The organism is Agarivorans sp. Toyoura001 (assembly GCF_005405585.1).
In the GTDB taxonomy this organism is placed as follows: Bacteria; Pseudomonadota; Gammaproteobacteria; order Enterobacterales; family Celerinatantimonadaceae; genus Agarivorans.
The window spans coordinates 195,312-221,368 of sequence record NZ_BJEQ01000002.1 but is presented as its reverse complement, the minus strand read 5'-3'; the positions used below and the strand labels follow the sequence as shown (position 1 = coordinate 221,368).

General features: G+C 44.2%; 18 protein-coding genes. 11 read left to right on the top strand and 7 right to left on the bottom strand.

Annotation, left to right across the window (positions count from 1 at the left end):
- Positions 1 to 58: 58 nt before the first annotated feature.
- Positions 59 to 1,408, bottom strand: coding sequence for a DEAD/DEAH box helicase (locus FFR00_RS04265; RefSeq protein WP_137672132.1), 1,350 nt, complete (start codon positions 1,406 to 1,408; stop codon positions 59 to 61).
- 285 nt (positions 1,409 to 1,693) lie between these two features.
- Between FFR00_RS04265 and FFR00_RS04260 the strand changes: the two genes are divergently transcribed.
- Positions 1,694 to 4,615, top strand: a complete 2,922-nt coding sequence (locus tag FFR00_RS04260; protein WP_137672131.1) for an HD domain-containing phosphohydrolase — start codon at positions 1,694 to 1,696, stop codon at positions 4,613 to 4,615.
- Between the two features lie 2 nt (positions 4,616 to 4,617).
- Here FFR00_RS04260 and FFR00_RS04255 read toward each other — a convergent pair whose 3' ends face one another.
- Complete coding sequence (locus tag FFR00_RS04255; protein WP_137672130.1) at positions 4,618 to 5,862, bottom strand: diguanylate cyclase; 1,245 nt, start codon at positions 5,860 to 5,862, stop codon at positions 4,618 to 4,620.
- Between the two features lie 249 nt (positions 5,863 to 6,111).
- On the opposite strand from FFR00_RS04255, the gene FFR00_RS04250 reads away from it, so the two are divergent.
- The 3 genes from FFR00_RS04250 (at position 6,112) to FFR00_RS04240 (ending at position 11,317) form a co-directional block, all read left to right on the top strand.
- A complete protein-coding gene (locus FFR00_RS04250) occupies positions 6,112 to 6,738 on the top strand; it encodes a LysE family translocator (protein WP_137672129.1) in 627 nt (208 codons plus the stop codon).
- 28 nt (positions 6,739 to 6,766) lie between these two features.
- Positions 6,767 to 10,552 (top strand): DUF748 domain-containing protein, encoded by a 3,786-nt coding sequence (locus tag FFR00_RS04245; RefSeq protein WP_137672128.1) that lies wholly within the window; start codon positions 6,767 to 6,769, stop codon positions 10,550 to 10,552.
- Positions 10,553 to 10,621: 69 nt separating this feature from the next.
- Positions 10,622 to 11,317: a TIGR01621 family pseudouridine synthase gene (locus tag FFR00_RS04240; protein WP_137672127.1), complete on the top strand. Its 696-nt coding sequence runs from the start codon at positions 10,622 to 10,624 to the stop codon at positions 11,315 to 11,317.
- Positions 11,318 to 11,358: 41 nt separating this feature from the next.
- On the opposite strand, the gene FFR00_RS04235 is transcribed toward FFR00_RS04240, so the two are convergent.
- The 3 genes from FFR00_RS04235 to FFR00_RS04225 all read right to left on the bottom strand — a co-directional run bounded on the left by FFR00_RS04235 (position 11,359) and on the right by FFR00_RS04225 (position 15,462).
- Complete coding sequence (locus FFR00_RS04235; RefSeq protein ID WP_137672126.1) at positions 11,359 to 12,849, bottom strand: carbon starvation protein A; 1,491 nt, start codon at positions 12,847 to 12,849, stop codon at positions 11,359 to 11,361.
- Positions 12,850 to 13,012: 163 nt separating this feature from the next.
- A complete protein-coding gene (gene btsR, locus FFR00_RS04230) occupies positions 13,013 to 13,765 on the bottom strand; it encodes a two-component system response regulator BtsR (protein ID WP_137672125.1) in 753 nt (250 codons plus the stop codon).
- Positions 13,762 to 15,462 (bottom strand): sensor histidine kinase, encoded by a 1,701-nt coding sequence (locus tag FFR00_RS04225; RefSeq protein WP_137672124.1) that lies wholly within the window; start codon positions 15,460 to 15,462, stop codon positions 13,762 to 13,764. The genes btsR and FFR00_RS04225 overlap by 4 nt, the downstream gene beginning before the upstream one ends.
- A 250-nt stretch (positions 15,463 to 15,712) precedes the next feature.
- On the opposite strand from FFR00_RS04225, the gene FFR00_RS04220 reads away from it, so the two are divergent.
- A complete protein-coding gene (locus FFR00_RS04220) occupies positions 15,713 to 16,786 on the top strand; it encodes a 3-deoxy-7-phosphoheptulonate synthase (RefSeq protein ID WP_137672335.1) in 1,074 nt (357 codons plus the stop codon).
- 13 nt (positions 16,787 to 16,799) lie between these two features.
- Positions 16,800 to 17,924, top strand: a complete 1,125-nt coding sequence (gene tyrA / locus FFR00_RS04215) for a bifunctional chorismate mutase/prephenate dehydrogenase (RefSeq protein ID WP_137672123.1) — start codon at positions 16,800 to 16,802, stop codon at positions 17,922 to 17,924.
- A gap of 60 nt (positions 17,925 to 17,984) precedes the next feature.
- Here tyrA and FFR00_RS04210 read toward each other — a convergent pair whose 3' ends face one another.
- Complete coding sequence (locus FFR00_RS04210; protein WP_137672122.1) at positions 17,985 to 18,419, bottom strand: hypothetical protein; 435 nt, start codon at positions 18,417 to 18,419, stop codon at positions 17,985 to 17,987.
- A 150-nt stretch (positions 18,420 to 18,569) separates the two neighbouring features.
- On the bottom strand, positions 18,570 to 19,829 hold the full coding sequence (locus FFR00_RS04205) for a right-handed parallel beta-helix repeat-containing protein (protein ID WP_137672121.1): 1,260 nt from the start codon (positions 19,827 to 19,829) through the stop codon (positions 18,570 to 18,572).
- Between the two features lie 278 nt (positions 19,830 to 20,107).
- On the opposite strand from FFR00_RS04205, the gene prfB reads away from it, so the two are divergent.
- The 5 genes from prfB to FFR00_RS04180 all read left to right on the top strand — a co-directional run bounded on the left by prfB (position 20,108) and on the right by FFR00_RS04180 (position 25,933).
- Positions 20,108 to 21,206 (top strand): peptide chain release factor 2 gene (gene prfB / locus FFR00_RS04200; RefSeq protein ID WP_137672120.1). Its coding sequence is split into 2 segments (ribosomal slippage): positions 20,108 to 20,182 and positions 20,184 to 21,206, totalling 1,098 coding nucleotides; the frame shifts between segments, so codons are not numbered across the junction.
- 16 nt (positions 21,207 to 21,222) lie between these two features.
- A complete protein-coding gene (gene lysS, locus FFR00_RS04195) occupies positions 21,223 to 22,746 on the top strand; it encodes a lysine--tRNA ligase (protein ID WP_137672119.1) in 1,524 nt (507 codons plus the stop codon).
- Positions 22,747 to 22,924: 178 nt separating this feature from the next.
- Positions 22,925 to 23,326: a DUF1499 domain-containing protein gene (locus FFR00_RS04190; RefSeq protein WP_161985088.1), complete on the top strand. Its 402-nt coding sequence runs from the start codon at positions 22,925 to 22,927 to the stop codon at positions 23,324 to 23,326.
- A 105-nt stretch (positions 23,327 to 23,431) separates the two neighbouring features.
- Positions 23,432 to 24,418, top strand: a complete 987-nt coding sequence (locus FFR00_RS04185) for a substrate-binding domain-containing protein (protein WP_137672117.1) — start codon at positions 23,432 to 23,434, stop codon at positions 24,416 to 24,418.
- A gap of 153 nt (positions 24,419 to 24,571) precedes the next feature.
- A complete protein-coding gene (locus tag FFR00_RS04180; protein WP_235836163.1) occupies positions 24,572 to 25,933 on the top strand; it encodes an AraC family transcriptional regulator in 1,362 nt (453 codons plus the stop codon).
- Positions 25,934 to 26,057 lie beyond the last annotated feature (124 nt).

The window sequence follows — 26,057 nt, the reverse complement described above, 5'->3', positions numbered from 1 at the left end:
GACTGCAATGAAAAAGCTAGCGCTAGCCGCAGCTTATCGTTTAGCTGCGGCCTTATTGTTAGGCTTCGTTATCGTTACTATCTATGTCGCTTGGGTTAATAGCTTTCTTTTGACGCACAATCGGTGCGTCACCCATATCGGTGCCTACAGCAAACGTTTTGTTCGATTTAACTTTGGCTTTCCCGACTTTGGCGGTTTTCTTAGGACTCGCTTTTTGCGGTTTCTTACTAAAGCTAGCTTTGTTATTTGGTGCACGTAAGCCTTTAAACTTAGCCGCTAAACCGTCTAAGGTAATAAACGCTACTTTTTGCTCTAACAAAGCTTCTAAACTTTTGAAGCTATGCCAGTCTTTTGGTCCCACTAAAGAATAAGCTAGGCCTTGATTACCCGCGCGGCCAGTGCGACCAATACGGTGTACGTATTCTTCAACATGTTTTGGCATATCAAAGTTAATCACGTGGGATACCTGAACAATGTCCAAACCACGTGAGGCAAGATCGGTAGTAAATAATACTTTTTGATGACCACGACTGAAATCGTCCATGATCTTGTTTCGCGCACCTTGGCTTAAGTCGGCGTTTAAGGCTGAGCAACTTAAACCTTGCTCACCAAATGCTTCGGCTAATCGCTGAGTATCTGCGCGGGTAGCAGTGAACACAATGGCTTGTTTTACTGAATCTTGTTTTAAGATCTCTGCTAGCTGCAGTTGTTTGTGGTCTAGGTGATCACTTAATAAAAACTGCTGCTGAATATCTTGGTGTTGGGTAAAGCTAAAGCCTACTGCAATCCGCTCCGGGGCTTTCAGTAAGTTTAAGGCAAACTGGTTGATCGCGGCATCATCAAGAGTTGCCGAGAACATTAAAGTTTGACGTTTTCTATGGTTGGCAGCTTTATCAACAATTTTCAGTTGCTCGGCAAAACCAAGATCTAACATGCGGTCTGCCTCATCTAAAATAAGCAGTTCTAAACCTTCTAAGAATAAATGGCGCTTACTTAGGTGATCCGCTAAGCGGCCTGGCGTTGCCACGACCACTTGAGGATCTTTGCGTAACAACTTACTTTGATCATTAAAGTTTTCGCCACCAGTAATTAAACAGGCGCGTGTTTGAGTATTGGCAATTAACAAACGTAGTTGGGCAAATACTTGTTTAGCAAGCTCACGAGTAGGGGTGAGAATAAGCATTCGAGCGTCACGTTTAGATAAGGCTCGAGTCTTTAACATGCGCTGCATGGCAGGTAACAAATAGGCGAGGGTTTTCCCTGAGCCGGTTTTTGAAGAGGCGAGTAGATCTTTGCCAGCCATTGCCGCGGGAATCGCCCGAGTTTGGATTTCGGTGGCTTCAGTAAAGCCAAGGTGTTCAATGGTTTTATTTAGGCGGGGATCTAAGCCAAATTCAGAAAACTGCAAGTTGTTACTCTCAAATGATAAATGTGACTCAGATTATAACCGTAAACGGCGCTGCTCACATTAAGGATCGCCGCTTTATTGCGTTTTAATCTGCGTTTTTATTTTTAGCGAAACAAACATCATGTGGCTGGATATACGCATTATCAATTTCAGGAGAGTAGTGGCTGGCCCTAAATCCTTGATTCATTTGATAAGGGTATAAAAAACAACCATTTTTACTTGCTACTCTCGCTAGCGGTTGTCATAGTTGAGTAGTTAGATATTAAGCCTAGCAAAGGATTGAAAATGGTTTCTCTCGCGCAGAAGAGTGCTGATTCGAAGCGGCGCTTTTCATTTCATATTCATTTAGTCAGCGTTATGATCTTGATGCTTATCACTAGCGGATTAGTGATTGGCACCCTTAATTATTTCCATACCAGCGATATTGTGGCTGAAAATCAGGCGCGTGCTTTAGGGCAAGTTGGCCGAGCAACAGTGTCTGAACTTGAAGGCGTGATGTTCCCAGCGCAAAACTTTGTGCATAGCTTGGCGGCTATGGATTTAAAGATGCAGCAAGTGGACAACAGCCAGCAAAGTTGGTTGCCTATGATCTACGCCACGCTAAGCCAACAACGCGGATTATCGGCTGTGTATATGGGGTATGCCAACGGCGATTTCTATTTAGTACGCCCTTTAGACACTTCTGCAAAGCGAGAGTTAGTGCAAGCGCCACAAAATTCTGTGGTATTAGTGACCAAAATCACCAATGGCCAATCAAGCAATAACTTTTACGACGAAGAACTTAAACCTTTAAAAGATCAAATTGAACGTGTTTATCAGCTCGATCCCCGTGAACGGCCTTGGTATCAACTTGCCATGCAAAGCCCAGGTTTGGTGGCCACCGACCCATATATCTTTTACACCACCAAAGAGGTGGGGGTAACCTTTGCCCATGCTAATAAAAATAGCAATATGGTGGTAGGCGCTGATATTACGCTCGCTAGCGTCTCTCAAAGTTTAAATAAAAACCTTATTAGCCCTTCTTCTCAATTGGTGATGTTTAACAACCAATACTCGGTATTGGCCCATCAGCAGCCTTCATGGATAGGTGAAAATCTTCAAATGAATGAAGAAGAAGTGATTTTACCGCGCTTGGATAAACAAGATTTAGGGGTACTTTCTCAACTGGCTGGGCATTTAGATACGGTGGGCTCTGGAAGCTTTATCATTAAAGGTAAGCAGGAAGACTGGATAGGGCAGATTATTAAACTTACCTTAGATGTGAATGCTAGTCGCGAGAACTTAAAAGTAGATAATTATTACCTTGGTTTGGCATCTCCCGAAGATGAAGTATTGATGGATGCGCGAGCGGCGCGCGATCAATCGGTAATTTTTAGTATTTTTATTGTGTTGATTTCTATTCCTATTGCTTGGTACGTATCCAGGTTGGTAGCTAAGCCGCTGCGCGAACTGATGATCCAAAACGAAGCCATTATGGCCTTTGATTTTGATGCCACTAAACAAGTGAATTCGGTGGTGCTAGAGGTTCACCAGCTCAGTCGCATTACTGAGCAGCTCAAGAAAACCATTAAGCAATTTGCCGATGTCTCTACCATGCTTGGTGAAGAAGATAACTTTGGACGGTTGCTTGATAAATGTGTGCAAGAAATGCAGACCATTTTGGATATGAATCATGGGGCTATTTGGTTAAAACAAGACGATAAGTTTGTACTGCAAACCATGGCTCTTGAAGATTTTGAACTACCACAAGAATTTGCTTATACCGATACCTTGTCGCAACCCCTGGTTCAGCAACTATTAGATTCAACGACGTCCTCAACCACTAAATATAAGCAATTTGAGCTTCAAGGGAGCGAGCTTAATTTGGTGGTGTCACCGCTTATTAATCGAGATAACAAATTGGTGGGCATGATCGCTAGCTTTAGTCGCCATCAGGCAAATATCTCGCCGCGAGTATTGTCGTTTATCGATGCCTTAAGCAGTGTAGTTACCATAGCCATTGAAAACAGGCACTTAATTGAGTCACAAAAACACCTTTTGGAAGCCTTTATTAAACTAACCGCTGGCGCGATTGATGCTAAATCGCCGTATACCGGCGGCCATTGCCAACGCGTGCCAGAGCTAACCAAAATGCTGGCGAGTGCTGCAGTAGAGCAACAGCAAGGCATATTCGCCGATTTTGTTATGAGCGAAGCACAGTGGGAGGAATTGTATATTGCCAGTTGGTTGCACGACTGTGGCAAGGTAACCACCCCAGAATATGTGGTAGACAAAGCCACTAAACTAGAAACTATTTATGACCGTATTCACGAGATTAGAATGCGTTTTGAAGTGCTTAAGCGCGATGCTCAATTAGATTATTGGCAAGAAGTAGCTAAAGGCGTTGGCGACGATGAGCAAGTTAAATTGCAGAGTAAACTTGATGCTCAGTTAGTGGCATTAGACGAAGAGTTTGCCTTTGTTGCTAAATCTAATATTGGTGGCGAGTTTATGGGCGGCGAAGATGTAGAACGATTAAAGGTAATTGCCCAGCGCACCTGGCAAAGAACGATAGACGATCGCTTAGGTTTATCACATATGGAGTTAGACCGACGCGCAGCAGTAACACAAAGTTTGCCAGCCACTGAGAAGTTGATCGACGATAAAGCTGAGCACATTATCCACCGCCGCGACGATGAGATTATTACCGAAGATAATCCATGGGGATTCAAACTGAATGTGCCGAAATACAAATATAATCGTGGAGAGCTATACAATTTAAGCATTGCTCGCGGCACTTTGAGTGAAGAAGAGCGCTACAAAATTAATGACCATATTGTACAAACCATTATCATGCTGGAGAAATTGCCCTTCCCAGACCATCTTAGGTTGGTGCCTGAAATAGCCGGAGGCCATCATGAGAAGATGGACGGCAGTGGTTACCCGAAACGCTTAACTAAAGAACAGATGCCTGCCACTGCGAGAATGATGGCAGTAGCGGATATTTTTGAAGCCTTAACCGCCGTTGATCGGCCTTACAAGAAAGGTAAAAACCTAAGTCAGTCGCTAAAAATCATGGGCTTTATGTGTAAAGACCAGCACATCGATGCAGACATTTTCCGCTTGTTTTTGGAATCAGGGGTCTACTTAGAGTACGCCAAGCAATTTTTGAAAGCCGAGCAGATAGACGATATTAATATTAACGACTACCTGCCCGAAACCACTTAAGGTTAATCGCCGACTACAATGTTACGGCCAGCACTTTTTGCATTATACAGAAGCTCATCTGCATGATTAAGTTGGGATTCTAAATGCTCTTGTAGCTGGTTAGTTACGCCTATGCTCACGCTAATTGATAAGGGCGTATCGTTATAGTTAAATTCGGTTGCAGCGACCTGAGCGCGAAAGGCGTCGAGTAACTGGTAAGCTTGCTCGTTGCTTAAGCCTGCACAGGCTACACTAAATTCTTCGCCGCCAGTGCGGGCAAACAGAAAGTTAGATAAGCCTGCCTTTAATAGGCTAGAAAAGTGAATAAGCACCGCGTCACCCGCTTCGTGGCCGTATTTATCATTAAACTTTTTGAAGTGGTCAATATCTAATACCGCTACCGCAAACTGGCTATTTTTATCTTGGGCACTCTGATGTTGCTTTCTGCCATGTTCGACAAAATAACGTCGATTAGGAATGGCTGTTAGGTAGTCTTGGTAGGCCGCTTTTTCGAGTTTTTCAACTAAGGCTAAAGTGTGCAAACTGTGGTTAACCCGGCACTGAAACTCTTCAATCGAAAAAGGTTTATGTAAGTAGTCATTAGCGCCGTTTTTAATGAACTTGCTCGACACAGTGGCATTATCTGCCGATGACAAACCTAAAATACTAATTCGTCGTTGGCCCATTTCATGGCGAACTTTTTGAACCAACTGATAACCATCCATATTGGGCATTTGGTAATCGCTGATCAGTAATTTAATGTCTGGATCTTGTTGCAAGAGTTCAAAGGCCTCAACGCCATCGATTGCCTCAATCACTTTAAATAAATGGCGTTGTAGTAAGCTACAGATGTGTTTTCTAGCAAGGTCAGAGTCTTCAGCAACCAGCACTTTGGTGTTTTGATTGATGTATAGTTGATTTAGCGTATCAAAGGCTAATTCGTAAGAATAACGGCCTTCTTTTAATACATAATCAACCACGCCTTTGATAATGAGCAAAGACTGAGTTTGCTCATTAAAAGAACCTGACAGCACTACCGTTGGCAGCTTTTTTTCAAGCAGAAAATCAATTAACTCGCCATTGGGGGCATCAGGTAAGTTAAAATCGGCCAGTGCTGCAAAAAAGCGCGTGGGTTGTTCAGCGTAGAGCTGCTTAGCCTGTTCTAGGTTAGATGCAAAAATTGGCTCTAAATGTTTTAAACGGGAAGACAAATGCCTAAGAATTTTTAGAACGGTTGGACTGTCTTCTACAATGAGAACTTTTTGCATAACTGACTTCCCTAGAAACTCGGTTGACTCTAACTACTTGGTCATATAAAGCTGAACTCTATAAAGTTAATATAACAAATTAACAGCTTGAAGCTGCTAAGGTTTTTATTTTATCTAATTATTTAACATAGTTTTATCGTTTTACTAGAGTTGCTTGCAATTGTAGATGGATTTTTCACACCTATGCTGTTTAGTATTGTTTATTATATGGCTTATTAGTAGTCGCTAACTGTAGATAGGGAAAACGCAGTGTATTGGACCGAATTTTTAACCGTAGTGCTTGTTCATCTTTTAGCAGTGGCATCTCCTGGACCAGACTTAGCGGTAGTGCTTAAAAACAGCATATCACTAGGGCGTAGAGCCGCCATATTCACTTCTATTGGCGTAGGCTGCGGCATTATGGTGCATGTGGTTTACTCGGTGTTAGGTATTGGCTTAATCATCTCGCAATCTATTTGGCTGTTTAATGTCATTAAATGGCTGGGAGCAGCCTATTTGATTTGGATTGGTATTCAAGGTTTACGCGCAAAGCGCCGTAATGACCAAGATATTGAAGCCGAGCAAGGTTTGAGTACAAGTGATGGCAGCGCTTTTTTGAGTGGCTTTATGACTAATGGCTTAAACCCAAAAGCGACTTTATTTTTCTTGTCTTTATTTACCGTAGTGATCAACCCAAGTACCCCAATGCTAGTGCAGTTAGGCTATGGTTTATATATGGTTTTTGCCACCGCGCTATGGTTTATAATGATCTCATGGGTGTTTAGTACCGCGCGAGTTCGCCGTAAGTTTTTGCAGGTAGGCCATTGGTTTGACCGCACAATGGGCGTTGTTTTAGTGGGTTTGGGAATTCGTTTGCTATTTAGTAGTCGAAACTAGTAAGTATTAACAATGTAATGGGAGCGCTATGATCGCGGCCGCATGGATCGGGCAAGTTAAAAAGCGTTGGCAGGGATCAAATCGCTGGCAAAAAGCAGCGGTTTATTTAGCGGCGGTATTTTTTGTTTATTTGGTGTTATCTTTAAGCCTGCTCCCTTGGATCATTAAGCAACAATTAGAAACACAACTTACCGCCAGTAGTGGCCATCCGGTTACAGTGCAACAGGTTTCTTACCACCCCTTAAAAATGTCGTTAACTTTACGTCAGTTTGCTATTCACGAAACGGCATCGGAACAAACCGAGCCTTTATTTAGCTTTGAACGTTTATACATCGACTTTACCTTAAGCTCCTTATTTTACTGGAGTTGGAACTTTGAAAAGTTAGAATTAGATGGTTTGTTTTTCCATTTAAGCCGTTTGAAAAACGGCGCTTTGAATATCGATAGTTTATTTCCGCCTGCTGCCGACGCTACTCTAGCGGAGTCGTCAGCAGATAATCCAACTAGCCCTGTACCTCGCTTACGGGTTAAACAGTTCACTTTACGAAATGCCCAGTTAAAACTGAGTGATAAGCTTCCTGAGGAAGCGGTGGACTTTGCTATATCAGAATTTGATTTATCCCTCAGCGACTTTTATACCCAAAAAACAGGAGACGGCGCCAATGGTTACAGCATTGATGCACAAGTGGGGGAAAAGGGACGTTTAGCGTGGAGTGGCAATCTAGATTTACCTGCCTCTAGAGTCTCTGGAAACGTTAGTTTGGAGCAGTTTCAGTTACCTCATGTTTTTAGCTTTTTACGTCCCTATACCGATTTACGAATTACCCAAGGTGCGGTATCACTCAGTTCCAATTACTTGATTGATTATCAAGAGTTGTTTCAATTTACCACTGAGCAAGGCTCGCTGGAGATTACTGACTTTGAAGTGCAAGCCTTTGATCAAACGCGATCTCAATTTAACGCTTTTTCTTTAAACAATATTGCTTTTAACTTGCAGCAACAGCAGCTTGATTTAGGTGACATATCGCTATCTGAAGGCATGCTGAGAGCGAGCTTTGATAAGCATTCACAATTGGATTGGACTGACTGGTTTCATTTTGAAAAATTACTGGCAGAAACTCAAACAGATGAGCCCACTCAAGAGCAAAACGAGCCGGAATTAGCAGAGCAAACTACTGAAGAACCGCAAAGCTCACCTTGGCTGATTTCTTTAAATAGCATCACCGGAAACGCTTTTACATTTATTTTGGGCGAATCCTGGTTAGGGCAGCAGAAAACCCATTCGCTAAGTTTACAGCAATTGGAAGTAGGGCCATTCTCTAGCGATATGCAGCAAACTACCGAGTTGTCTTTGCAGGCAAAGTTGTATCAAGCTAGTTCCTTAGACGCTCGATTCAGTTTACTGGGTTTAGAGCAGCGTTTAGCGGGCGAGTTTAGTTTAAGTGATTTGCCTTTGACCCAATTAGAGAAGTGGTACGCTCCGTTTGTTCAGCTGCAAGTGGACAGTGGTGAGCTAGCGCTAAGCAGCCATTTAAGTATCGGTTTTGCAGACGACTTTTTGCTAAATACTGAGCAAGGTAAGGTCAGCATATCTAAGTTAAGCTTAACAGCGCCTGAAGGGCCCGAACAAGAAGCGTGGTTAGCCTTAGAAGCTCTCTCTGCTCAAGCCATTGATGTTGACTTAAGTCAGCAAAACGTTGCCATTGGAGAGATCACCAGCCAAGGCTTGGCTTTAAAGGCCAGCATTGATCAAGACGGCAATCTTGATGTACTAGAGCAATTGGGCATAGAGCCAGCAGCTGGCGACCTTACGCAGCCTAAATATCAACAAAATGAACTGACACAAACTGAGCCTAGTCAAACTAGCAAACCAGATTCTCTAACACTTGATACCGAGAATGCAGCTCAAGCAGACGCTGAGTTGGAGACCAACAATGCTGACTGGTTGGTGAGTATTGATGTCATCAATGCCAGCGATTCATCTTTTAGTTTTAGTGAACCTTTCTCCGGTGAAACGCTTAAACATCAACTTTCTGCGCCGTCTATTATCGTTGAAAACATAGCATCGAGCCTGAGCAAGCCAATTAGCTTGGCAGCGACTTTAGCAGCCGCCCAGGGCGGTGAATTGGTTCTTGGTGGTGAGTTTGCGATTGCCGAGAAAAGCGCAGAGTTGGCCGTGCAAATAGACCAGCTTGATTTAGCTTTTTATCAGCCTCATATCGCTCAGTATACCGAACTTAATATGCAGTCGGCGCTGTTTAGCACCGAGATGCAGCTAGGGCTTAATTGGCAAGAAGGCTTTGATATCAACATGCAAGGGCCTTTGAGTGTGAATAAACTGCACTTAAAAGACGCGCGTGCCCAAGCTGATTTACTTAAGTGGGCAGAGTTTAATGTAAGCCGGTTTGCGCTTAATACCGCCGAGCAAACAATTGTGCTTGGTGAGCTTAACTTTATTCAACCCTATTTCTTAATTCAAATCTCTGAAGATTTTTCGACTAATCTCGCCGGCATCGTTAAAAGCAGTGAGCAATCAACTCAGTCTGCGGAACCTTCGGAGCAAGTGGTGTCTTCAGAAGAAGAGTCAGAGGCTTGGCAAATTAGTATTGAGCAAACTCAATTTAGCCAAGGCTTAGTCGACTTTGCCGATTTCTCTTTAAGCCCCAACTTTGCCGCTAAAATAGAAAAAGTCGCCGGTAAAATTGGCCGCCTGAGCCAAGATCCCGATCATCCCGCGGATGTGAGTTTAAGTGGTGAAGTTGATGGTTACGCACCAGTAAGTTTTGCTGGTAACGTTGCGCCGTTGGCTGAACAACCTGCTTTTGATGCTGCGTTAGACTTTAAACACTTAGAGCTTACTCGGCTAAATGCCTATTCTGGTACCTATGCGGGATACGTGATTGAGCGGGGGCAAATGTCTTTGGCGCTGGCTTACAAGCTTAAGCAAAATCAATTGCAAGGCAGTAACCAAGTCTACATTGAGCAGTTGCAACTAGGTAAACGTACCGATAGTGATAAAGCTACCTCGCTACCCGTTGAGTTGGCCATTGCCTTACTGGAAGACGATCAAGGGGTGATTGATTTAGGTTTAGAAGTGAGTGGTGACGTAAACGATCCCGACTTTAATGTGGCGGGTTTGGTATTTAAAGCACTTGGTGGAGCCTTGAAAAAAATTATCACCTCGCCGTTTGCGCTTATAGGCTCGTTGATTGGTAGTGATGATACTTTAAACCAGGTGAGTTTTACCGCTGGCAGTAGCGAGATTGAAGAGCAACAACTTAGCCAACTTAGCCAATTAGCTGAGGGCTTGAAAAAGCGCCCGCAGCTTAAAATTGGTGTCGTGGGCTCTATAAATGCCGCTCAAGATATTCCTGCACTAAAACGTCAAGCCTTGGCAGAACAATTAGTTGCCAGTGCGAATGTAGATATGCCCTTAAACACTATTAACCTCAGTGCCGTGTTAGACAACCGTAGTCTGCGTACGGCGATGGTTAATTTAGCTCAGCAACAGCTCGATGAGGCATCTAGAACGAAAGATCGTCAGCAGATCACCGAAAGCTTAAAAGAGCAACAAAGACTTAATCCCGATAACCTAAATATGGAACTGCACAGCTTGTGGTATCAGCGTTTAGTTGATTTGATTGAACTGAGTGAGGCCGAGCTAGAAGCCTTTGCTGAACAGCGTGCTATTGCCGTGAAAGATGTGCTTACCGAGCTAAATGGTTTGCCTATAGATCGTACCTTTGTACAGCGGCAGGCCTTAGATAAACAAAGTGGAAAAATGCTGGTGACGCTTAGTATTATCGCAGACTAAATACTTGTTTTAGTTGCCTTAAGTAAGCTCCTAAGGATAATGCCAGCAAGTTTTGTAAGGAAATGTAGTATGCAAACTCTTAGCTTGGTGGCTGAGCACGACGACTTCTTGGTAATTAATAAACCAAGTGGTGTGAATTTTCACACTGAATCAGATGAGTTGGGGCTGGTAGAGCAAGCTCGTCAGCAATTCGCTAGCGAGCTTTGGCCGGTACATCGCTTAGATAAGCTTACTTCTGGTTTACTTCTTCTGGCTAAAAGCAAAGTGGCTACGGCACGTTTTCAAGAATTGTTTAGCCAAGGTTTAGTCAATAAATACTATCTCGCCTTAGCGACAAATAAGCCGAAAAAGAAACAGGGTTTGATTAAAGGTGACATGCTTAAAGCGCGGAATGGGTCGTGGAAGTTAGGGCATAGCCAAAGTAAACCTGCTATTACTCAGTTTTTTAGTTATGCCTTGTTGCCTAAGCGCCGTTTGTTTTTACTTAAACCCCATACTGGCCGTACTCATCAATTAAGGGTGGCCTTAAAAAGCCTTGGTTCACCCATATTAGGAGATGTTCGATACAGCGGTGATAGTGCTGAACGCGGCTATTTACATGCTTACGGGCTCACCTTTGATTGGCATGGAGAACAATTACGTTTTCTTGCTACCGGTAATTTAGATGGTGAGTTTGAACGCTTTGAAGTAGCCGAAAAAATAGTCAGCTTGGCTAAGCCCTGGGTTATGAACTTCCCAACATTAAGTGGTCCAACTGCCAAATAAAAAAAGAGCCGCATAATGCGGCTCAAAACGTAGGATGACTATTAGGCTTCTTCGACCGAATTTAATGTTGTTGGTTCATCATCGTTATCTAAATCATCTTCACCAATGCCTTTCAGTTTGGCAATAAGCATACCGGTAATCACTAAGGTAGTAACAATGCCGGCAACCGTTGATATAGTCATTGGCAAGCCAAAGCCTAAGGTGCTTGAGTTTAGGATAAAGGTCACAACAACGGTGGTCATAAACATGGCTGGAACAGTGGTTATCCAGTGGAATTTGTCGTTGCGCAACAAGTAAGCGGTGGCTGTCCACAGCATCATTACTGCGGTAGTTTGGTTGGCAAATCCGAAGTAGCGCCAAATTACCCCAAAGTCTACTTGAGTTAGAATGCCGCCAATAATGAAGATAGGCAGGGCAATTAAGAGGCGGTTTTTAACCGGTTTTTGTGAAAGGTTAAAGTACTCAGCCAAAATTAAACGGCTAGAGCGGAACGCAGTATCGCCCGAAGTAATCGGTAAAATAACCACACCTAAGAAAGCTAAAATCCCACCAAATACGCCCAATAAACCAAATGATGCATCGTAAACCACTTTACCTGGACCGCCGTTGGCTACTGCCGCTTGTAAGCCTTCCATTGAGTTGAAGAACGATAGCGCAATAGCACACCAGATTAAGGCAATTACACCTTCGCCAATCATCGCGCCGTAAAACACGAAGCGGCCATTACTTTCATTTTCTACACAGCGCGCCATTAATGGAGACTGAGTCGCGTGGAAACCTGAAATAGCGCCACAAGCAATGGTAATAAATAAGGCAGGCCATAGCGGCAAATCGTTAGGGTTCATGTTGGTGAACATTTGGCTTACTTCAAAGCTACCCATTACTTGGTGTTCGCTGGAAAAGGCTACTGCAGTAATTAAACCCACCGACATAAAGATAAGTAGTGCGCCAAATAAGGGGTAGAAGCGACCAATAATTTTATCGATAGGAACAATGGTAGCGATGATGTAGTAAACAAAGATGAGGCTGACCATTGTACCCAAACCTAGGCTTACACCAGCTTGGTCGTTGATAAGGTTGGTTAACATGCCGGCGGGAGCCGAAACAAAAACCACACCCACTAACAGTAGCAACACAATGGCAAATACATTCATAAAGTGACGTGCGCTTTTGCCTAGGTAGCGACCAGAAAGCGAAGGCACTGAAGCGCCACCATTACGTACCGACAACATGCCTGAGAAGTAATCGTGAGTTGCCCCCGCGAAAATACAACCAACAACAATCCATAACATGGCTGCTGGGCCATAAAGCGCACCCATAATAGGACCAAAAATAGGGCCTACACCGGCAATGTTGAGTAGTTGAATTAGGTAAACTTTTTTCTTCGACATTGGCACATAATCCACACCATCCTGCTTAGCGTAAGCAGGCGTTTGTCGATGTTCCTTAATGCCAAAAACCTTTTCAACAAAGGCGCCGTAAATGAAGTAGCCGCCGAGCAATGCTGCGACGCAAAATAGAAACCAAAGCATGTCGTCCTCTCAGTACTTAGTTGTAATCGAGAACAGAATAAGTGTGAACATTGAAAGGTGCAGCCAAAGCTTAACTAAGCGGCGCTATGTTCAGGTAAGTGGTCGAAATAGCGGTTTAGTGGTTATGCTAATTTCAGGCGAATTAGTGCAAAGTACTAACTGCCTATAAACCAAAGTGCTCTTTAATGGCTTTAAAGTAGCGGCGACTTACTGGCAGTTGCACACCACTTTTAGTAAACAATACCGCGCCGCCGTTCTCTTCTAATGATATCTCCAAAATAGCATCTACATTGACTAAGTGTTGCCGATGACAGCGCAATAAGGGCGACTTTTCTTCCAGTACTTTTAGCGTGAGTTGGGTATGGTTAATACCTTGTGAGGTCGCCACATGCACTCCGCTTAAATCGCTTGAGGCGTACTCAATGTCTTCTAAACGGATCAGCTTTACCCGCTGCTGAAAATAACAAGGAATGAGCTTGAGCTGTTGATTTTTCAACATGTCTTGGTAAGAGTGAGGGGCTAACGTACCTTCTGAGAGTAGTGATGGCTCTGTTGACTCTGGTAAGCGTTCTTGCAGTCGCTTTATTGATTTACATAAACGCTTTGGGTCAATGGGCTTGAGCAAATAATCTACTGCATTCTGTTCAAAGGCATCTAAAGCGAATTGGTCGTAGGCGGTAACAAATATAATCGCGGGTGCATTGTCACTATCCAGCATATTAGCTAGCTCTAACCCACTAATTTGCGGCATTTCTATATCAAGAAAAAGTACATCAGCTTCTAGCTGCTTAAGGTGCTTCAAACACTCTATCGCATTACCAAATTGGCCCACCACCTCAAGTTGCGGGTGATGTTGTAGCAATTCGAACAGCTCTTCGCGTGCTAGTGGTTCATCATCAACAATAATGGCTCTCATGGGTTTGGCTCCTGAGGTAGTGATATCACCACGCGAGTATATTGGTGTAACTGACATTCAATTTGTAAGGCGTATGGTTCGCCAAAGGCATTACGCAAACGCGTATCAACAATGTGCATGCCTAAGCCTTCGCTGGTGACTTGTTCCGGTTTTTGGTAAAGGCCTGCGTTGTCTTCTACCACTAACTGTTTTATGCCATTTTTAATTCGACTATAAATGGTTATTTCACCTGTCTCGAGTAAGTGAGCGGTACCATGCTTAATGGCATTTTCTACTAAAGGTTGCAGAGTAAAGGTGGGTAATTCAAGTTGCAGAAAAGACTCATCAATAGCTTGTTTTACCACTAAACGATCGGCAAAACGCACCTGCTCGATATGTAGGTAAGCATTAACATGTTCAAGCTCTACGCTGACTAAACTGGTTTGTTGGTTGCGCTTTAAGTTAATCCGCAAAAACAGCGCTAAGTCAGCAATTAACTCGCGTGCCGAACTGGCGTCGCGCTTCACTACCGCGCTAATTGTATTAAGGGCATTAAATAAGAAATGAGGGTTTATTTGGGCGCGAGCCAATTTTAATTCGGCTTCTGTTAACAATTGCTGTTGTTGATGCACGTGGCTGTCACGCAGTTGCTCGGCAATCACTTTGGCGATACCTTCGCCTAGCGCTCGGTTAATGTGTAAAAACAAGCGACGTTTCGATTCATACAGTTTTACGGTGCCAATCACTTCTTTGTCACTGCCGCGAATCGGTACCACAAGCGATGAACCCAAGGGGCATTTGTCACTGCTGCTGCATTGATAGGGCTCTTCTACACCGTCGGCAAATACCACGCGATTTTCTTTAATGGCTTGGTAAGTTTGCTTTGACGATATTGGCCGGCCTGCGCTGTGGTGGTCGCTGCCCAAGCCTGTGTAGGCTAATACTTGCTGGGTATCGGTAATGGCTACAGCAGAAACGCCGGTTTCTTCATGAATGATGTTGGCAATGCGCACTGCGTCTTGCTGTTTGAAACCTTGATGAAAAATGCCCACCATCCGCTGGGCTAAATTAAGTGCTTTGGCCGAAGAGTGGCTACTAAATTTATCGTATAAGCGGCGGCGATCGCGGATCATCATCATAAACAATGCCGCGCCTATTGAGTTGGCGAGCACCATCGGCAAGGCGATAACTTCCACCAGAGCAAGGGCTTGGTCAAAGGGTTTTGCAATGGCCAAAATCAGCAGCATTTGCAGGGTTTCTGCTATTAGTGTGGCAACAAAGGCGATAGTGGGGGAAAACAAATGTTCGTTATGATGACTACGATGGCGGATCCATAAGTGAAACAAGCCGCCGACCAAGCCTTCCAAGGTAGTAGATACCGCGCAGGCTACATCGGTAAAGCCACCCATAAAGTATCGATGCATACCGCCAGTAAACCCGACTAGCAATCCCAATATTGGGCCACCAAATAATCCGCCCAACACCGCACCAACAGCGCGAGTATTGGCAATAGCATCATCAATGGCTAAACCGAAATACGAGCCTAAAATACAAAAACCGGAAAATAAGCAGTAAATGGTAAGGGTATTAGGTAGCCGAGGAGATAAATTAGTGAGGGGTAAAAAGGCTGGTGTTTTACTTAATAGGTAAGCGATAACCAGAAAAACGCTCATTTGTTGGGCTAAAGATAACAGCAGGGAAAAATCACTCAATATCATCAGCTATTAGAGCCTCGCAAGTTGGCGAAAGGATATCTGGTATTCACAGTAGATAGCAGCATATTAGCATACTGTTTGTGGCAACTAATAGGACTTACCAAAACTGCTGGTAATGCTCTTAACAAGCTGGTAACGCTTGACCGCTTGCAAATGGTGTAAGCACTGGTATTGTGATGGGTTTCTATAATAATTAATCCCGCTACGGGAAAGGAAATGTGTGGCTAAATCCGCCACCGGAGTAAGAGAGCAAATGCAAAAAGATCCAATTAACGATATTCATATTTCGTCAGAACAAGTTTTAATCACTCCTGAACAGCTTCGTGAGAAGTTGCCTGCGTCAAAAGAAGCGCTGCAATTTGTTCTAGAATCTCGCAAAACAATTGCCAATATCTGTCATCATCGCGACCCGCGTTTGTTGGTGATTGCTGGTCCTTGTTCGATTCACGACCTAGACCAAGCCAAGGAATATGCGACGCGCTTGAAGAAGCTGCACGACCAGTATCAAGATCGCTTGTTTATTGTTATGCGGGTTTATTTTGAAAAACCTCGTACTACAGTGGGTTGGAAAGGCTTTATTAACGACCCTCACATGGATAACTCGTTCGACGTAGAAACAGGCTTGCACAATGCTCGTGAACTACTAACTTGGACTGCTGAGTTAGGTTTACCTGTGGCTACTGAAGCGCTAGACCCAATTAGCCCACAATACTTGTCTGAGCTATTCTCTTGGGCAGCCATTGGCGCACGTACTACTGAATCGCAAACTCACCGTGAAATGGCCAGTGGTTTATCTATGCCTGTTGGTTTCAAAAATGGTACTGACGGCAATTTAGGCACGGCGATTAATGCGATGCAATCTGCAGCTTCGTCACACCGTTTCATGGGTATTAACCAACAAGGCCAAGTGTCGTTGTTGCAAACCCAAGGTAACCCAGATGGCCACGTAATTTTACGTGGTGGTAAGCAGCCTAACTACGATTCAGTGAACGTCGCATTGGCAGAGCAAGCTATGGAAAAAGCCGGTTTAGCGCCTAAGCTAGTGGTTGACTGTAGCCATGCGAACTCAAGCAAGAATCATGAGTTACAGCCATTAGTTGCTGCAAACGTGATTAACCAGATCGAAGAAGGCAATAAATCAATTATTGGCTTAATGTTAGAAAGTAACTTGGAAGCTGGTAATCAACCAAGTGAAGCGCCTAAGTCAGATCTTAAATACGGTGTATCGGTAACCGATGCATGTATTGACTGGACATCTACAGCAACCTTGTTAGACAAGATGTTTAACGATCTTAGCGACAGCTTAGCCAAACGCTTGGCAAAATAATAACGGAAACAACATGGTTCAAGCTCTAAATCTCTTACGTGACCAAATCGATGAAGTTGATCAGCAACTTCTTGATTTGCTGCAACAACGTATTCAGCTGGTGCACAAAGTTGGCGAAGTAAAAACGCAACATGGTTTGCCTATTTATGCCCCCGACCGCGAAGCCGCCATGCTGGCTAAGCGTCGTGCAGAAGCTGAAAATAAAGGTGTGCCACCTGCACTGATTGAAGATGTGTTACGCCGAGTGATGCGTGAGTCTTATACCAGTGAAAAGGACAGTGGTTTTAAAACCATTAAACCTGAATTAGGTAACATTGTTGTGATTGGTGGTCGCGGGCAATTGGGACGTTTGTTTGTGCAAATGTTTACGTTGTCGGGCTACCAGGTTGATGTCATTGGCAAAGAAGATTGGCAACAAGCCCCCGAGCTGTTTGCTAATGCCGGTTTGGTTTTGGTATCGGTGCCCATTAACCTAACCGAGTCGGTGATTGCTCAACTCGGGAATTTGCCAAAAGATTGTATTTTGGCAGACATCACCAGTATTAAAGCTGCTCCTTTGAGTAAAATGCTAGCAGTGCATCAAGGCCCAGTTGTTGGCTTGCACCCCATGTTTGGCCCAGATGTACCAAGCCTAGCAAAACAAGTGATTGTGTATGCTGATGGGCGTGGTAGCGAGCAATACCAATGGTTGTTGCAGCAAATGGGCATTTGGGGCGCGCGTTTACATGCTGTAGAAGCCGAAAGCCACGATAAAGCGATGACATTGATTCAGTCCTTGCGTCATTTTACTTCGTTCGCTTATGGCATGCATTTAGCGCAAGAAGATGCAGATTTAAAACTGCTGCTTGATTTAAGTTCGCCGATTTATCGCTTGGAGCTAGCCATGGTAGGGCGCTTGTTTGCTCAGTCGCCTGATTTGTATGCCGATATTATTATGGCCTCGGATCAAAGCACCGCTATGATTAAACGTTATCATCAGCACTTTGGGCAATTGGTTGAGCTAATTGAAAGCAAAGACCGAGCAGGCTTTATTGCGTGTTTTGAGCGCGTTAGTCAATGGTTTGGTGATTACTCACAAGAGTTCTTGGAAGAAAGCAGAAGTTTGTTACAGCAAGCTAATGATAGCCGCCGCTCTTAAGTATTGCCTTTGAATATTAGCCAGTCTTTATGACTGGCTTTTTTGTGCCTGCGATGGGGCTTAAAGGTGCTTTTCGGTAAGGGCTTGTGCTTGTAGCTCGTAGTCAGTAATTTTGCTGCTTAGCCACGCTAATGCATCGGTTCTATCGATAAAAATTTGTACTGTTTCACCCGCTTGAATATATATCTGGTTCAGGTGCCATTTGGCTAACTCTGGCACGCTAGCATGAGTAAGGATAAGTGCGGTGGCTACTCGGCCACGCTGCTTTTCAATCTTAAGCCATTCAATTAATTGATTAGCTGCATCTTCAGTATAAAAGGTTTCTCCATGGAAAGTGGCTAATACAGCCCAGGGAGAGTCTAACAACTTATCTAATATGGGAGCCGCGGCGCTGCCACTCTCTTCCATTTGTTCGAGATTCCAAGGGCCGGTGCCCTCAATTTCCATTATCTGTCCGTTCAGTGCGAACTCAATACTACCGTGTGCTTCTCGCAATGCCGCCTCCCGCTAAAACTAAACTGACGAAATTGTATTTGCTTGTCTTTTCAAGTTTACGTTAGATCGCTATTTCAGCAAGTTTCAACTCGTCATTTCGACTAAATGATTAGTCAGTAAATAGCCAATGTTAAGCCTTGCTTTCTGGCATTATGGTGCGCTAAAAAAGTTTCTATGTTGCTGGCTTTCGCCTTGTTTAAGCGCTAGGTTACTGCTGTTGTGGTGTAGCCAGTTGTGATTGATAACAATGCCTTTTGCACTGGCGAAATCTAATAAAATACCGGCCCGTTTATGTTGATAAATGTGGTTGTTATGGATTTCTATTTTGCTCACCAAGCCGCTACCTTTGGGGTGTTGGTAGATCAAAATGCCATCTTCATCGGTATCAAAGAATTGGTTATCAAATATCTCTATATCACTGACCGAGCCGTTGCCTTCAGTCATAATTGCCATCGCACCGGCACCTTCAAATAAGCGTTCTCCACTTTGCTCACTAAATGCTTCGCGAATGTTATGTACTGTGTTGTTGTATATCTTAATGTTCTTTACAAAGGGCGGGCTAAAACCCAGCAAACCTCCAGCATCTAAATAAATACCGCGGCGATGTAAGCCATGAATAAGATTGTTATGGATACTGCCGTTTTTTACGCCTTCTTTTAAGTCAATGCCTTCGCCGCCAAAGCGTGGGTTGCCACCATCAAAAATCTGATTATTTTTGATTTCGAAATCGTGTACCCCGTTAGCCACAGTGATGGCTTCGTTATAGCCATTGTTGGCATTGTCATCTTCGCCTAAGCATGCTTGCTGAATGATATTTCCGTCGATGGTTAGCTGGCTAAGGTTATTGTATTGCTGAGGATCTTGTTGCCATGCTACTCCCCACACGGCAATGCCAGACTGTACAGTTTGAAAGGTATGATTGTTGCGAAGCGTAATATGGCTAACAGGCTTAGCGCTTGAGCCTTCAAGGTAAATACCATTAAACGCTTGCTGAATAGTAAAACCTTCAATGGTGATGTGGCTCTGCTGCTTGATGCTAAAACCTGCACCTACTAGTAAAGTGTTCGCACGTTCGCCGGGCAGGCTGCTAATGGTGATGGCTTGATTGTATTGACCCGAACTATTGATATTCACAGGGGTGGTTAAGTGATATTCACCCGGAGTAACCCATAGCTGGTCGCCAGCAGCCAGTTGATTAACGGCGTATTGTAAGTTGTTCCACGGTTTAGCGCGGCTGCCATCTGCTGGAACTGTGTTGCTGATTGCATTAACACCGTTAGTGACAAAGTAGTCTGCGGCAAATACATTGGAAATGGAGCCTATAAAGACTAAGCCCCCAATAAGCCTGCCTATGAGTAACTGACAACAAGCAAACATCGCGCTTTTAGCCTCCTTAATCCCAACTGTCATTGCAGTTTACTAAGGGCTAAGCATAAATTCAGTGTGTTACTGCTCGTTTAAAAGAGCTGAGCTGTATTTAGCAACACAGATTTAAGCGCTTTGGCTTAGGCTGATGAGCCTAATTCATGGGCTTTTGGAGGGCGTAAGTGCAGGGCAAACCTGGATTAACGGCCTGAAAGGAAAAAAACATGCTTATTTAACACTTTCATTGCGGCAAACTATGTTTATTCGCCGCTATATTGGTTAAAATTGCGCGTTTTTGGTACTTCGACGTAGGTCATTACACGATGTTTGAAATTAATTCGGTGAACAATTCTCTAGCAGATATTAAAGAGCGCACAGAAGTGCTCCGGGGGTATCTTTGACTACGATGCAAAAGCAGAGCAGTTAGAAGAAGTTAGTCGCGAATTAGAACAGCCCGAAATTTGGAATGATCCAGCGCGTGCCCAAGCGCTAGGTAAAGAGCGCTCGGCGCTTGAGTTAGTGGTAAAAACCATTGATAACCTGACCCAAGGCATAGAAGATGTGGCCGGTTTGGTTGAGCTTGCGGTAGAGGAAGAAGACCAAGAAACCTTTGACGAAGCCGAGGCTGAAGCTCAAGACCTGATTACTCAATTAGAAAAGCTAGAGTTTCGCCGCATGTTTGCTGGCGATATGGACGAAAGCGATTGTTATATCGATATTCAATCAGGCTCTGGCGGCACCGAGGCTCAAGATTGGGCCAATATGATGCTGCGTATGTATTTACGTTGGTGTGAAGCGCATAAATTTAAAGCTGAATTAGTTGAAGTGTCGGATGGTGATGTTGCCGGTATTAAAGGCGCTACCATTAAAGTCAGTGGTGAGTATGCTTACGGCTGGCTTCGTACCGAAACGGGTGTTCACCGCCTAGTACGTAAATCGCCGTTTGATTCTAGCGGACGTCGCCATACCTCATTTGCGTCGGCATTTATCTACCCAGAAATTGATGACAGTATTGAAGTTGATATTGATACTGGTGACTTACGAATTGACGTATACCGCGCTTCCGGTGCTGGTGGGCAACACGTAAACAAAACCGAATCTGCGGTACGTATTACCCATTTGCCTACCAATACGGTTGTGCAGTGTCAAAGTGGTCGTTCGCAACACAAGAACAAAGACGAAGCAATGAAGCAGCTAAAAGCTAAGTTGTTTGAGTTAGAGCTACAAAAACAAAATGCCGAGAAGCAAGTGGCAGAAGACAACAAGTCGGACATTGGCTGGGGCAGCCAAATTCGTTCTTATGTATTAGATGATTCGCGGATTAAAGACCTTCGAACTGGCATTGAGAACCGTAATACTCAAGCCGTGTTAGATGGTGATTTAGACAAATTTATAGAAGCTAGCCTTAAGTCAGGGCTGTAACGAGCAAGGTTTTCACATGTCAGAACAAACAGAACAAAGTCTGGAACAAGCAGCACAAGAAGAAAATAAACTGATCGCAGAGCGTCGCGCTAAGTTAGACAAAATTCGCGAAACTTGCTCGGCCAACGGCCATCCAAATGACTTTAAACGTGAGCACTTAGCTGACGATTTACAGCAACAGTTTGGCGAACAGTCTAAAGAAGACTTAGAGGCTGCTAGTAACGTAGCTGCTATTGCTGGACGTATTATGGCAAAACGTGGTCCTTTCTTGGTGCTACAAGACGTATCTGGTCGCATTCAGGCATACGCGCCTAAACAAGTACAAAAAGATCTTAAAGAGATTGGCGGCCTAGACATTGGTGACATCATTGGAGTTAAAGGTGCGCTGCATAAATCAGGTAAAGGTGATCTTTACGTGAACATGGACGAATACACTTTGCTCACTAAAGCATTGCGTCCATTGCCAGAAAAATTCCATGGTTTAACTGACCAAGAGCAGCGTTACCGCCAGCGTTATGTTGATTTGATCGTGAACGACGATTCACGCCAAGCCTTCAAGGTGCGCTCTAAGTTGGTAGCCGGTATTCGCCGCTTTATGGAGTCTAAGGACTTCATGGAAGTGGAAACGCCAATGATGCAAGTGATCCCTGGCGGCGCCACTGCACGTCCATTTGTCACTCATCACAACGCTCTAGATCAAGAGATGTTCCTGCGTATCGCACCAGAGCTTTATTTGAAGCGTTTAGTGGTAGGTGGCTTTGAGCGCGTATTCGAAATCAACCGTAACTTCCGTAACGAAGGTCTGTCGCCGCGCCATAACCCAGAATTCACTATGATGGAATTCTACATGGCCTACTCTGACTACAACGATCTAATGGATCTAACCGAAGAAATGCTGCGCACTGTAGCGGTTGAGGTTCTAGGCTCTTCATCTATGCCTTATGGCGAAGAGACAGTGGAGTTTGCTGGTAGCTACCCACGCTTGAGTATGTTGCAAGCGATTAAGCTGTACAACCCAGAGCACACCGATATTCAAGCTTTAGATTACGACAAAGTGCAAGACCGCGAGCACATGGTTAGCATTGCTAAATCAGTGGGCGTTGAAGTAGAGAAGTTCTGGACTTGTGGCCAGCTACTTGAAGAAATCTTCGGTGAGACTGCTGAGCCTAAGCTAATTCAGCCAACCTTTATTACCGAATACCCAGCAGATATTAGCCCACTAGCGCGTCGTAACGACGACAACGCCTTCATCACTGACCGTTTTGAGTTCTTCATCGGTGGCCGTGAAGTCGCTAATGGCTTCTCTGAGCTTAACGATGCGGAAGACCAAGACGCGCGCTTTAAGGCGCAGGTTGAGGCTAAAGATGCTGGCGATGATGAAGCGATGTTCTACGACGCCGATTACATCACCGCCTTAGAGCACGGCCTACCACCAACGGCTGGGCAAGGTATTGGTATTGACCGTCTAGCGATGCTCTTCACCAACACTCATACTATTCGTGACGTGATTTTGTTCCCGGCGATGCGCCCACAAGCCTAAAGCTGACAGATAAATCATTAAAGCCACGCACTTTTAAAAGTATGTGGCTTTTTTTTTACTTTTTTTAGTTATAGTAACAATGATTGAATGTACGACAATATTTGACGAATAAGGGAGAGGGATAGTGAAGATGCTTATGTGGGGATTAGTAATAGTTGTGCTGGCAGTGGGGGGATTCATGACCTTTAAGAATCTAAAAGAGCCTAGTGATTTAGGGCTTAATGCGGGTCGTTTAGCGCCGCTAGCCAGTTCACCTAACGGCGTTTCTAGCTACGCAGAAGAAGAAGACAAAAAAGTCGCGCCTTTAGCCTTTAAGGCTGATCTAAAAAGTACCCAGTTAGCGGCTTTGCGCGCTTTTGCACATATGCCAAATAACAAAGTGGTGTCACGTAATGGTGACTACGTGCATGTTGTGTTTTTTAGTCCCAAGGTGGGTTATCGTGATGATGTGGAACTGTATTTTGATGAAACCAATCAACTCTTACATTTCCGCTCTCAATCGCGAGTAGGTTACTCCGATATGGGGATAAATAAGCTTCGTTATCAAGAGTTTGCAAAGTTATACAGTGAAGCCGATTAAGCATTCATAAAAGCGTGAGCCAAGTTGCAGTTAGCGCAGCTTGGCTTTACCAAGTGGGTTTTATTGGCTTAGCTTAGAAGAACCTTATTCACATGCGGTGATTCAGTGAAAGCTCTAATTGCTAGTTTTCTAACTCTTTTCTGTAGTGCTTTAATGGCCGAATCGGCTAATCCTAAACCTCGTTATTTAGTGGTACCTAAAACGGTAACCAACCCCTTTTTCGATGATGTAGAAAAGGGCTGTTTACAGGCTGCTGCAGAGTTAGACGTGGAATGTATTTATCTTGGGCCCGAAGAAGCCGATGCGAGATACCAAGACCAGATTATTACCCAGCAAATAGAACAAGGCGTTGATGGCATTTCGGTGTCGGTGATTAACTCGCGAGTATTAACCCACCGCAGTATGTTGCTGGCTAATCAACAAAAGGTGCCAGTAGTTACCTTTGATTCCGACTTTTCTGAGCAGGCTTTAGCGCAAAACCCCACGTTGCGTTATAGCTATATTGGTACCGACAACTTCCAGTTCGGTTTTCAATTAGGCCGCTTAACCCAGGCCTTAAAGCCAAAGGGCGGAGCATTTTGTATCTTAACTGGGCATAAAGGTGCTGCTAACTTGGTTGAACGCATAAATGGTGTTTATGCAGGGCTAGGGTTCAACAGCAAAGGCAATAGCGAGCTCTGGGAAGAACACAGTCGCTGCCCAATCCATTCAGACGACGAAGCACTACGTTCGCTGAATAATCTAGATAGAATGGTGCGCTTGCATCAATACGAACCTAAATTGTTAGACGCAGTGATTACCGTCGGCGCTTGGCCACAAACCCTTGAGTTTAAGTACACCGAAATTATTAGCCCTTACCAAAAAACGCTAGATTCAAAAAACTTACTGCTGATTTTTGGCGATACCTTAGAGGTGCAAAAGCGCCTACTTGCTCAAGGTTTAGCTCATGGAAATGTAGGGCAGTCTCCTTATGACATGGGCTATCAGTCAATTTATACCCTGCACAGTATTCATCAAGGTAATGCGGTAGAGCCGATTATTCATACCAAATTGGAGCGCTGCGTTTACGGCCAGCAGCCACTTTGTCGATAAATCACACTTTGCTGGTTGCTTACAATTAAGTCATTGATACCTTGTTGTTTTTATGCAAAATAATGAGACTTTTCTTTTACGACATTCAGCATTTTGAAGCTTTCAGCGTTAAGTTCTATCCTCGCTAAAAAACTCGGGCATTCTCACTTGCGCGTGGCGGGAGAGTATTGGCATTTAAGCGATCTACTGCAGCTGCAACATATCTTGCTGAGTCATGCGCCGAGCCTGAAAGAAGGTTTGGTATGGTGGAGTAAAAGCTTATCTTTGTTTGAACGTAATGTTTATATCGAGATCAGTGAATCCAATGAGAGCCTTGATTTAACCTTATCGACTCGAGACCAGCAAAACCTGCCAGCTTGGAGTGAGCTGTTACTAACAGAGTTACACGCTAGTCTGTCTTCGCAGGTGAAAACAGAATTGGTGTCGGTATCCAGTAAATTATGTTTGCGGGTGAGCTTATACGAGCTAGAGCCGCAGCCAGCTATGCCTGGATTGCATAGTTTTGCTAAAAAAGTCTTTTTATTGCTGCAGCATCAAGCCATTGAATCACCCGATTTACAATCTCAGCTAAAGCGCACCATTCAGCGTGCTATTGATAAGCCCTTGAGCATTGGTGTTGTTGCCAAACAACTGGGTTTATCAACCCGCACTTTGCAGCGTCGGTTAAGCGAAAAACAGCTTAACTTCTCTCAATTGGTAGAAGATGAAAAACAAACCTTAGCGCTTAATCTATTGGCCGATACCCACTTATCTGTTGCTCAAGTGGCCTTGAAACTGGGTTATGATGATCCGTCCAATTTTCATCGTTCGTTTCGACGCTGGTTTAGTTTTACTCCTAGCTTTTATCGACAGCAATGCCAACAAAACCGTATTCAAGTAAACCAGCAACCGGTGCGTTTGCACTATGCGCGCGGCTCCATTGGGCTGCCTGGAGAGTTGCATACTCAAGAAGGGCAGGTTTGGTTAGAAGTAGACAATATTGCCTTTGAAAAGGTGGTAACAGTTGAGTGTAAAGATCAAGATGGCATTTGGCGCCACTATCCCGCTTTTTTTGATGACTTTCTGGCAGACGGCACCGAGCTATGGTCTACCGCTAACCTACCAGTGGCACAACCACTGAGCTTTAGGCTACGTTATGACGTTGACGGCGAAACTTATATTGATGACAACCAGCAACGCGATTATTTAGTTAGTGAGCGCCTGTTGCTGGGAGCGCCCGCGTATATTGTGCCTACCTTGAGTATTATAAAAACTGGTTTTGCTTATCAATTGTTTATCGAGTTGGCATGTCGTTTAGCTAATGTGGATAGAATACTGTGTTACCTAGGCGAGCACCCAGAACCGCTGGCTTTACAGCAAGTAAGCACTAACTCGCAATACAGCGTTTGGACCTTATCCAGTCCTTTTCCGGCTTTGGCAAAACAATGTCATTTTCGCTTATACGACAAATATAACCAAGAGCTGGCACTGCATCACTACCCTAAACACTACCAATTTGTCCCTCCGCTGATGTAAACAAGGTTTAGCATTTTTTACCTCCACTAAAATTGTTGCAGCCTTCACAAAGTGCTTTTACTGGCATGCTAACGCCTAGTATTTGGCATCAAGTGACACCATTTATCATCTGCCTTTGTTTTAT